This is a genomic window from Pseudomonas sp. NPDC089428, from assembly GCF_044749325.1.
Classification (GTDB): Bacteria; Pseudomonadota; Gammaproteobacteria; order Pseudomonadales; family Pseudomonadaceae; genus Aquipseudomonas.
Genome location: NZ_JBIVHT010000003.1, coordinates 554,436 through 562,659 on the forward strand (window position 1 = coordinate 554,436; position 8,224 = coordinate 562,659).

Genomic DNA, 8,224 nt, shown 5'->3' on the forward strand with positions numbered 1-8,224 from the left:
CGGGATAAAGGCGGCCATGCTGTGGTCTATAGAAGGCATTCTGGCCTGTTTGCCAGGGTGCTGCAAAAGCTGCTGACGGACGCAACCTGATTCGGGTTCCGTTCGCTCGCGGTCTGTGGTATAAAATGCGCCGCTTTCGGGGACGACCCCGTCAGCTCCAAACCCACACACGTGTCGACACGATGACCTGGGTGCCCCGGATCGAATGGTTCGTGGGTTGGTCATTGGGATACGTGGAGGCCCAACCCGACTTATCAAGGAACTATCATGTCCCAAGTCAACATGCGCGATATGCTGAAGGCCGGTGTGCACTTCGGCCACCAGACCCGTTACTGGAACCCGAAAATGGGCAAGTACATTTTCGGCGCGCGTAACAAGATCCACATCATCAACCTGGAAAAAACCCTGCCGATGTTCAACGACGCTCTGTCGTTCGTAGAGCGCCTGGCCCAGGGCAAGAACAAGATCCTGTTCGTCGGCACCAAGCGTTCCGCCGGCAAGATCGTTGCCGAGCAAGCTGCTCGCGCAGGTTCGCCATACGTTGACCACCGTTGGTTGGGCGGCATGCTGACCAACTACAAGACCATCCGTGCTTCGATCAAGCGTCTGCGCGACCTGGAAACCCAGGCCGAAGATGGCACCTTCGCCAAGCTGACCAAGAAAGAAGCCCTGATGCGTTCGCGCGATCTGGAAAAGCTGGACCGCAGCCTGGGTGGTATCAAGGACATGGGCGGCCTGCCTGATGCCCTGTTCGTGATCGACGTTGACCACGAGCGCATTGCTATCACCGAAGCCAACAAGCTGGGCATCCCGGTTATCGGCGTTGTCGATACCAACAGCAGCCCAGAAGGCGTTGACTTCGTTATCCCAGGTAACGATGACGCCATCCGCGCTATCGAGCTGTACATGACTTCGATGGCTGACGCCGTCATCCGCGGCCGCAACAACGTTGCCGGCGGCACTGAAGTCTACGCTGAAGAAGCGGCTGCACCTGCTGCTGAGTAATAGGCGCTAGCGTCTACTTGGCACGCGAAAAGGGGGCTCTGCCCCCTTTTTGCCACCTTGAAATCCTGCTGTCAGCAACGGCCCCGCATGATGGGCGAGCTGATATAAAGCAGCGATTTGCAGAATTTAACGCCCGTGACGAGCGGGTGGAATGGTTGAAAAACTTTCCAAGAGGATTTTGAAATGGCAGCAATTACTGCGGCGCTGGTCAAAGAACTGCGCGAGCGTACCGGCGAAGGCATGATGGATTGCAAAAAGGCCCTGGAAAAGGCCGGCGGCGACATCGAGAAAGCCATTGACGACATGCGTGCCTCGGGCGCCATCAAGGCCGCCAAGAAGGCTGGCAACGTCGCTGCTGAAGGCGCTATCGCCGTCAAGACCGACGGCAAAGCCGCCGTTCTGCTGGAAGTGAACTCGCAGACCGACTTCCTGGCCCTGCAAGACGACTTCAAGAACTTCGTGGCCGAAAGCCTGGAAGAAGCCTTCGCTCAGAAGCTGACCGACGCTGCCCCGCTGATCGCCTCGCGTGAAGCTGCTCGTGAAGCCCTGGTCGCCAAGTGCGGCGAGAACGTCAACATCCGTCGCCTGGTGCGCGTTGAAGGTGACGTCGTTGGCGCTTACCTGCACGGCAACAAGATCGGCGCTGCCGTTGTCCTGAAGGGCGGCGACATCGAGCTGGCCAAGAACATTGCCATGCACGTTGCAGCCTCGAACCCAGAGTTCCTGGATTCGTCGGAAATCTCCGCCGAGGCCATCGAGCGCGAGAAGGGCGTCTTCCTGCAGCTGAACGCTGACAAGATCGCCGGCAAGCCGGAAAACATCGTTGAGAACATGGTCAACGGTCGTATCGCCAAGTTCAAGGCCGAAGCCTCGCTGAAAGAGCAAGCTTTCGTCATGAACCCAGAAGTCAAAGTTGGCGAGCTGGCCAAGAAAGCCGGCGCTGAAATCGTTTCCTTCACCTACTTCAAGGTTGGCGAAGGCATCGAGAAGCCAGTCGACGACTTCGCTGCTGAAGTTGCCGCTCAGGTAGCAGCTGCCAAGCAGTAAGACAGCCCCGTCTGTCGCCCCAAAGAGGCTGCCCGCTCACGCGCGCAGCCTCTTTGTCAAAACGGCAAAGGGTTTATAAGGCCCGATGCTGCTGGCACCAAAACGGTGCCACGCTACAGTTAGCAAGCCGAAAACGGCTCGCACGAATTTTCTAAAAGTACGCCGCAGGAGAGACTCGCAATGGCTCAGCAGGTGAGTGGTCGCCAACCTCGCTATAAACGCATTTTGCTCAAACTTAGCGGCGAGGCCCTGATGGGCTCGGAAGACTTCGGGATCGATCCGAAGGTGCTGGATCGCATGGCCCTTGAAGTGGGCCAGCTGGTAGGGATCGGCGTTCAGGTCGGCCTGGTGATTGGTGGTGGCAACCTGTTCCGCGGCGCAGCGCTCAGCGCAGCCGGCATGGACCGTGTCACCGGCGACCACATGGGCATGCTGGCCACCGTTATGAACGGCCTGGCCATGCGCGACGCGCTGGAGCGTTCGAATATCCCGGCCCTGGTCATGTCGGCCATTTCCATGGTTGGCGTCACCGATCATTACGATCGTCGCAAAGCTATTCGCCACCTCAACTCCGGGGATGTGGTAATTTTCTCTGCTGGTACCGGCAACCCGTTCTTCACCACCGACTCTGCAGCCTGCCTGCGCGCCATCGAAATCGATGCCGACGTGGTGTTGAAGGCGACCAAGGTCGATGGCGTGTACACTGCCGACCCATTCAAGGATCCGCACGCCGAGAAGTTCGATCACCTGACCTATGACGAGGTCCTGGATCGCAAGCTGGGTGTGATGGACCTGACCGCAATCTGCCTGTGCCGTGACCACAAGATGCCATTGCGGGTATTCAACATGAACAAGCCTGGCGCCCTGCTGAACATCGTGGTAGGTGGCGCTGAAGGTACTCTGATCGAGGAAGGCCAAGCATGATCAACGACATCAAGAAAGACGCGCAGGAGCGCATGGGCAAGTCCATCGAAGCCCTGGCTCGCAACCTGGCGGCGATCCGTACCGGTCGCGCCCACCCAAGCATCCTGGACAGCGTCAAGGTCACGGCCTGGGGTAGCGAGATGCCGCTGAACCAGGTGGCTGCGATCACCGTCGAAGACGCCCGCACCCTGAAGATCGTCGCTCACGACAAGAACCTCAGCGCTGCCATCGAAAAGGCCATCCTGACCTCCGACCTGGGCCTGAACCCGTCCAGCGCCGGTACCACCATCCGCGTACCAATGCCGGCCCTGACCGAAGAGACCCGCAAGGGCTACACCAAGCAGGCCAGCGGCGTTGCCGAAGACGCCAAGGTGGCCGTGCGCAACGTGCGCCGTGATGCCCTGGGTGATCTGAAGAAGCTGACCAAGGACAAGGAAATCAGCGAAGACGAAGAACGTCGCGCCGCTGATGAAATCCAGAAGCTGACCGACAAGTTCATTGCTGAAGTCGATGCTGCTTACAAAGCCAAGGAAAAGGACCTGATGGCCGTTTAAGGCCGAGGTTTTTTAATGGAAAAGTCCAAGTTGGCGGCACCATCGTCGGTGCCGCGTCATGTCGCGATCATCATGGATGGCAACAACCGCTGGGCGAAGAAGCGCCTTTTGCCCGGCGTCGCCGGGCACAAGGCCGGCGTCGATGCGGTGCGCGCAGTCATCGAGGTGTGTGCCGAATCCGGGGTCGAAGTGCTGACCCTGTTCGCGTTCTCCAGTGAGAACTGGCAGCGCCCGGCCGACGAGGTTGGTGCCTTGATGGAGCTGTTCTTCTCGGCCTTGCGCCGTGAGGCCCGGCGCCTCAACGAGAACAACATCAGCCTGCGCATCATCGGCGACCGTTCGCGCTTCCACCCCGAACTGCAGTCTGCCATGCGCGAAGCGGAGGCGCTGACTGCAGGCAGTAACCGCTTCATTCTGCAGATCGCCGCCAACTACGGTGGCCAGTGGGACATCGCCCAGGCTGCCCAGCGCTTGGCGCGTGAAGTCCAGGCCGGCCATCTGCGTCCGGACGACATCACCCCGGGCCTGTTGCAGACCTGCCTGGCCACCGGTGAGCTGCCATTGCCCGACCTGTGCATCCGCACCGGTGGCGAGCACCGCATCAGTAATTTCCTGCTGTGGCAGCTGGCTTACGCCGAACTGTACTTCTCCGACCTCTACTGGCCGGATTTCAAACACGAGGCCATGCGCAAAGCCCTGGCCGATTTCGCTTCGCGCCAGCGCCGCTTCGGTAAGACCAGCGAGCAGGTCGAGGCTGGAGCTCGTGCTTAATGCTTAAACAACGCATCATTACTGCGCTGATCCTGTTGCCGGTCGCGCTGGGTGGTTTCTTCCTGCTCAACGGTGGGGACTTCGCCCTGTTCATCGGCTTCGTGGTGACCCTCGGTGCCTGGGAGTGGGCGCGTCTGGCCGGGCTTGTGGCCCAGCCTCTGCGCATCGCCTATGCCGCCGTGGTCGCCGGAGCGCTGATGCTGCTCCATCTCATGCCGGACCTGGCACCCTGGGTGCTCGGGGCTTCAGTCATCTGGTGGGGGCTGGCCACCTGGCTGGTGCTGACCTATCCACGCAGCAGCGAGCTTTGGGCCAGCGCGGCCTGCAAGCTGCTGATCGGCCTGCTGATCCTGCTGCCGGCCTGGCAAGGGCTGATCCTGCTCAAACACTGGCAGCTGGGTAACTGGCTGATCCTGTCGGTCATGGTGCTTGTGTGGGCGGCCGATATCGGTGCCTATTTCTCCGGCCGTGCCTTTGGCAAGCGCAAGCTGGCGCCGCAGGTGAGCCCAGGCAAGAGCTGGGAAGGCGTCTATGGTGGCCTGGCGGTCAGCCTGGTGATCACCCTGGTGGTCGGCATCAGCCGTAACTGGGGCTTTGGCCAGCTTCTGCTGGGGCTGCTGGGCGCCGCGCTGGTGGTCATGTCGTCGGTTGTCGGCGATCTGACCGAAAGCATGTTCAAGCGCCGTGCCGGTATCAAAGACAGCAGCAACCTGCTGCCTGGTCATGGAGGTGTGCTTGATCGAATCGACAGCCTGACGGCAGCGATCCCGATCTTTGCCGTGCTGCTGTGGGCGGCTGAATGGGGTGTGATGTGAGCAGCGTGCAGCGTATTACCGTCCTGGGTGCTACCGGCTCGATCGGCCTCAGCACCCTCGATGTGATTGCACGGCACCCTGAGCGATATCAGGTTTTCGCGCTGAGCGGCTATTCGCGCATCGACGAGCTGTTGGCCCTGTGCGTCAAGCACCGTCCGGTGTATGCCGTGGTGCCCAATGGCGAGGCCGCTGCGCGCCTGCGTGATGGCCTGGTGAGTGCCGGCTGCGCTACGCAGGTGCTGGAAGGGGAGGCAGGCCTCTGTGAGGTCGCAGCTGCCCCTGAAGCGGATGCTGTGATGGCGGCCATTGTCGGTGCTGCCGGCCTGCGCCCGACCCTGGCTGCGGTCGAGGCGGGCAAGAAGGTATTGCTGGCCAACAAGGAAGCGCTGGTGATGTCCGGCGCGCTGTTCATGGATGCGGTGCGGCGCAGCGGTGCCGTGCTGCTGCCGATCGACAGCGAGCACAATGCGATCTTCCAGTGCCTGCCAGGCGATTATGCCCGTGGCCTGAGCCAGGTTGGCGTGCGCCGTATCCTGTTGACTGCCTCGGGTGGGCCGTTCCGCGAGACGCCCCAGGCAGCCCTGGTCGACGTCACGCCGGAGCAGGCCTGTGCCCACCCCAACTGGTCCATGGGCCGGAAGATTTCGGTGGACTCCGCCAGCATGATGAACAAGGGCCTGGAGCTGATCGAAGCCTGCTGGTTGTTCGATGCGGCGCCGGCCAAGGTCGAAGTGGTGGTGCATCCGCAAAGCGTGATCCACTCGCTGGTCGACTACGTCGATGGTTCGGTGTTGGCCCAGTTGGGCAATCCGGACATGCGTACCCCGATCGCCAACGCCCTGGCCTGGCCGGAGCGTATCGATTCCGGTGTTGCGCCGCTGGACTTGTTCGCCATCGCGCGTCTGGACTTTCAGGCACCGGACGAGCAGCGCTTCCCCTGCCTGCGCCTTGCGCGCCAGGCGGCCGAGGCTGGCAACAGCGCGCCTGCGGTGCTCAATGCGGCCAACGAGGTCGCAGTCGAGGCATTTCTCCAGCGGCGTATCCGCTTCCCGGAGATCGCGGGTATGATCGAACAGGTGCTTGATCAGGAACCTGTGGTGCCGCTGCTGTCGCTGGAGGCTGTGTTCGCTGCCGATCAGCGCGCCCGCGAGCTGGCTCGCGAGTGGCTGAGGCGTCACGGCCGTTGAGGCTGGTGATTCTGCCAGGGTTCTGCTGAACGTCATTCGGAGATAGATATGACTGCGCTCTACATGATTGTCGGCACCCTGGTGGCTCTGGGTGTATTGGTCACGTTCCACGAATTCGGCCACTTCTGGGTTGCCCGGCGCTGTGGGGTCAAGGTGCTGCGCTTCTCCGTCGGCTTTGGTACGCCGCTGCTGCGCTGGCATGACCGTCAGGGCACCGAGTTTGTGGTGGCGGCGATTCCACTTGGCGGCTACGTCAAGATGCTGGACGAGCGTGAAGGCGATGTGCCTGCGGCGCTCGCCCATCAGTCTTTCAATCGCAAGTCTGTGCGCCAGCGCATCGCGATCGTGGCAGCAGGCCCCATTGCCAACTTCCTCCTGGCCATCGTCTTCTTCTGGCTGTTGGCGATGCTCGGCACGCAGCAGGTCCGCCCGGTCATCGGTGCGGTCGAATCCGGGAGCCTGGCGGCGTCGGCCGGGTTCGCCGCTGGTCAGGAAATTGTGTCTATTGATGGCAAGGCGACCAGCGGTTGGTCGGCGGTCAATCTGCAACTGGTTCGGCGCCTGGGCGAGAGCGGCACACTGCAAGTCGGTGTACGCGACGAAGGTGTCAGTGCCGAGCGCCAGCTGCAGGTAAAGCTGGACCATTGGCTCAAGGGGGCTGACGAGCCGGATCCCATCCAGTCGCTGGGCCTGCGCCCATGGCGGCCGGCAGTGGCGCCGGTTTTGGCCGAGATCGATCCGAAAGGCCCGGCCGCTGCCGCTGGTCTGAAGGCTGGCGACAAGCTGCTTGCTCTCGATGGTGCTGCGCTGAGTGATTGGCAGCAGGTGGTGGATAGCGTTCGCGCCCGCCCGGATGCCCAGGTAGTGCTGCGTGTCGAGCGCGATGGTGCGGCCCTGGATATGCCGGTCACGCTGGCTCACAAAGGTGAAGGCAAGGCAGCCGGGGGCTACCTCGGGGCAGGTGTGAAGGGGGCCGAATGGCCGGCCAGCATGCTCCGCGAAGTCAGCTATGGCCCGCTGGATGCCGTGGGCGAGGGCCTCTCGCGGACTTGGAACATGAGTGTCCTGACCCTCGAGTCGCTTAAGAAAATGCTGTTCGGGGAGCTCTCGGTAAAAAACTTGAGCGGACCGATAACCATTGCTAAAGTGGCGGGCGCTTCAGCCCAGTCCGGCGTGGGGGATTTCCTGAATTTCCTGGCCTACCTGAGCATTAGCCTGGGGGTTCTTAACCTGCTGCCCATTCCAGTACTGGATGGGGGGCATTTGCTGTTTTACCTGGTCGAGTGGGCGCGCGGTCGTCCGCTGTCGGAACGGGTGCAAGGTTGGGGGGTCCAGATCGGTATCAGTTTGGTCGTAGGGGTGATGTTGCTCGCCCTGATCAACGATCTGGGTCGACTTTAAAAGCTTCGCTCAATTGCGAACCTGCCGCCTCCATGCGGCGGGTTGTTTATTGCCAGTTGGAATAAAAGGACTTCATGAAACGTCTGCTGCTAACTGCGGTCATGTCCGCACTGATGATCGCTGAAGTTCACGCCGAGTCCTTCACTATCTCCGATATTCGAGTCAACGGCCTGCAGCGGGTATCCGCCGGCAGCGTGTTCGGCGCCTTGCCGCTCAACGTCGGTGACCAGGCTGACGACCGCCGCCTGGTGGAGTCGACCCGTTCGCTGTTCAAGACCGGCTTCTTCCAGGACATCCAGCTCAACCGCGATGGCAACGTCCTGATCATCAACGTGGTCGAGCGCCCGTCGGTGTCGAGCATCGAGATCGAGGGCAACAAGGCGATCAGCACCGATGACCTGATGAAAGGCCTGAAACAGTCTGGTCTGGCCGAAGGCGAGATCTTCCAGCGTGCCACCCTCGAAGGCGTGCGTAACGAGCTGCAGCGCCAGTACGTGGCCCAGGGCCGCTACTCGGCCGA

Annotated in this window: 9 protein-coding genes; all 9 read left to right on the forward strand. The window is 61.5% G+C overall.

Features of this window, described 5'->3' with window-relative positions; all coding sequences use genetic code 11:
- Positions 1 to 267: 267 nt before the first annotated feature.
- Positions 268 to 1,005, forward strand: a complete 738-nt coding sequence (gene rpsB / locus ACIPZ5_RS08860) for a 30S ribosomal protein S2 (protein WP_027920037.1) — start codon at positions 268 to 270, stop codon at positions 1,003 to 1,005.
- Positions 1,006 to 1,188: 183 nt separating this feature from the next.
- Complete coding sequence (tsf, locus tag ACIPZ5_RS08865; protein ID WP_085673257.1) at positions 1,189 to 2,052, forward strand: translation elongation factor Ts; 864 nt, start codon at positions 1,189 to 1,191, stop codon at positions 2,050 to 2,052.
- A 180-nt stretch (positions 2,053 to 2,232) separates the two neighbouring features.
- Positions 2,233 to 2,976, forward strand: a complete 744-nt coding sequence (pyrH, locus tag ACIPZ5_RS08870; protein WP_003252294.1) for a UMP kinase — start codon at positions 2,233 to 2,235, stop codon at positions 2,974 to 2,976.
- Positions 2,973 to 3,530, forward strand: a complete 558-nt coding sequence (frr, locus tag ACIPZ5_RS08875; protein WP_016712934.1) for a ribosome recycling factor — start codon at positions 2,973 to 2,975, stop codon at positions 3,528 to 3,530. Before pyrH ends, frr begins: the two co-directional genes overlap by 4 nt.
- 15 nt (positions 3,531 to 3,545) lie before the next feature.
- Positions 3,546 to 4,301, forward strand: a complete 756-nt coding sequence (gene uppS, locus ACIPZ5_RS08880) for a polyprenyl diphosphate synthase (protein WP_343599872.1) — start codon at positions 3,546 to 3,548, stop codon at positions 4,299 to 4,301.
- On the forward strand, positions 4,301 to 5,116 hold the full coding sequence (locus ACIPZ5_RS08885; RefSeq protein ID WP_343599873.1) for a phosphatidate cytidylyltransferase: 816 nt from the start codon (positions 4,301 to 4,303) through the stop codon (positions 5,114 to 5,116). The genes uppS and ACIPZ5_RS08885 overlap by 1 nt, the downstream gene beginning before the upstream one ends.
- Complete coding sequence (ispC, locus tag ACIPZ5_RS08890) at positions 5,113 to 6,303, forward strand: 1-deoxy-D-xylulose-5-phosphate reductoisomerase (RefSeq protein ID WP_343599874.1); 1,191 nt, start codon at positions 5,113 to 5,115, stop codon at positions 6,301 to 6,303. The genes ACIPZ5_RS08885 and ispC overlap by 4 nt, the downstream gene beginning before the upstream one ends.
- Positions 6,304 to 6,351: 48 nt before the next feature.
- On the forward strand, positions 6,352 to 7,704 hold the full coding sequence (gene rseP / locus ACIPZ5_RS08895; RefSeq protein ID WP_400807852.1) for a sigma E protease regulator RseP: 1,353 nt from the start codon (positions 6,352 to 6,354) through the stop codon (positions 7,702 to 7,704).
- Positions 7,705 to 7,778: 74 nt separating this feature from the next.
- On the forward strand, positions 7,779 to 8,224 hold a 446-nt coding region (locus ACIPZ5_RS08900; RefSeq protein WP_400807855.1), incomplete at its 3' end, for a POTRA domain-containing protein.

Coding starts and splice junctions, on each gene's coding strand:
- uppS (WP_343599872.1), top strand. CDS start 3,546: ATGGAAAAGTCCAAGTTGGCGGCACCATCGTCGGTGCCGCGTCATGTC.
- pyrH (WP_003252294.1), top strand. CDS start 2,233: ATGGCTCAGCAGGTGAGTGGTCGCCAACCTCGCTATAAACGCATTTTG.
- frr (WP_016712934.1), top strand. CDS start 2,973: ATGATCAACGACATCAAGAAAGACGCGCAGGAGCGCATGGGCAAGTCC.
- rseP (WP_400807852.1), top strand. CDS start 6,352: ATGACTGCGCTCTACATGATTGTCGGCACCCTGGTGGCTCTGGGTGTA.
- rpsB (WP_027920037.1), top strand. CDS start 268: ATGTCCCAAGTCAACATGCGCGATATGCTGAAGGCCGGTGTGCACTTC.
- tsf (WP_085673257.1), top strand. CDS start 1,189: ATGGCAGCAATTACTGCGGCGCTGGTCAAAGAACTGCGCGAGCGTACC.
- ACIPZ5_RS08885 (WP_343599873.1), top strand. CDS start 4,301: ATGCTTAAACAACGCATCATTACTGCGCTGATCCTGTTGCCGGTCGCG.